The sequence below is a fragment of the Neglectibacter sp. X4 genome (genome assembly GCF_009917365.1).
In the GTDB taxonomy this organism is placed as follows: Bacteria; Bacillota; Clostridia; order Oscillospirales; family Acutalibacteraceae; genus Acutalibacter.
This window is the reverse complement of sequence record NZ_QWLE01000321.1, coordinates 1-292: the sequence shown is the minus strand read 5'-3', so window position 1 is coordinate 292 and position 292 is coordinate 1. Positions and strand designations below refer to the sequence as shown.

The following is a 292-nucleotide window of genomic DNA, read 5'->3' as shown; positions in this document are numbered from 1 at the left end:
CCATCCACATTTACTGCCTTTGGCACTTCAGTTCTACACTTTTCCATGCACTTTGGGCATCTCGGATGAAATACACAGCCTGTCGGCAGTTCCATCGGATCAGGCATCAGACCATCAATCGGTGAAAGTCGCTTCGTCTGTTTTTTCATATCAGGGATGGAACCGAAAAGTCCAACGGTGTACGGATGGTGTGACTCGCTCAGGAAAATTTCCTCTGCCGTTCCCGACTCTACGATAGTTCCCGCATACATCACTGCAACCTTGTCGCAGTTTTGAGATACGATACCAAGAT

Annotated in this window: 1 protein-coding gene; it reads right to left on the bottom strand. The window is 47.9% G+C overall.

Features of this window, described 5'->3' with window-relative positions:
• Nucleotides 1-292: oligopeptide/dipeptide ABC transporter ATP-binding protein (locus D1841_RS18375; RefSeq protein WP_371722214.1), on the bottom strand; the 292-nt coding region annotated here is incomplete at both ends.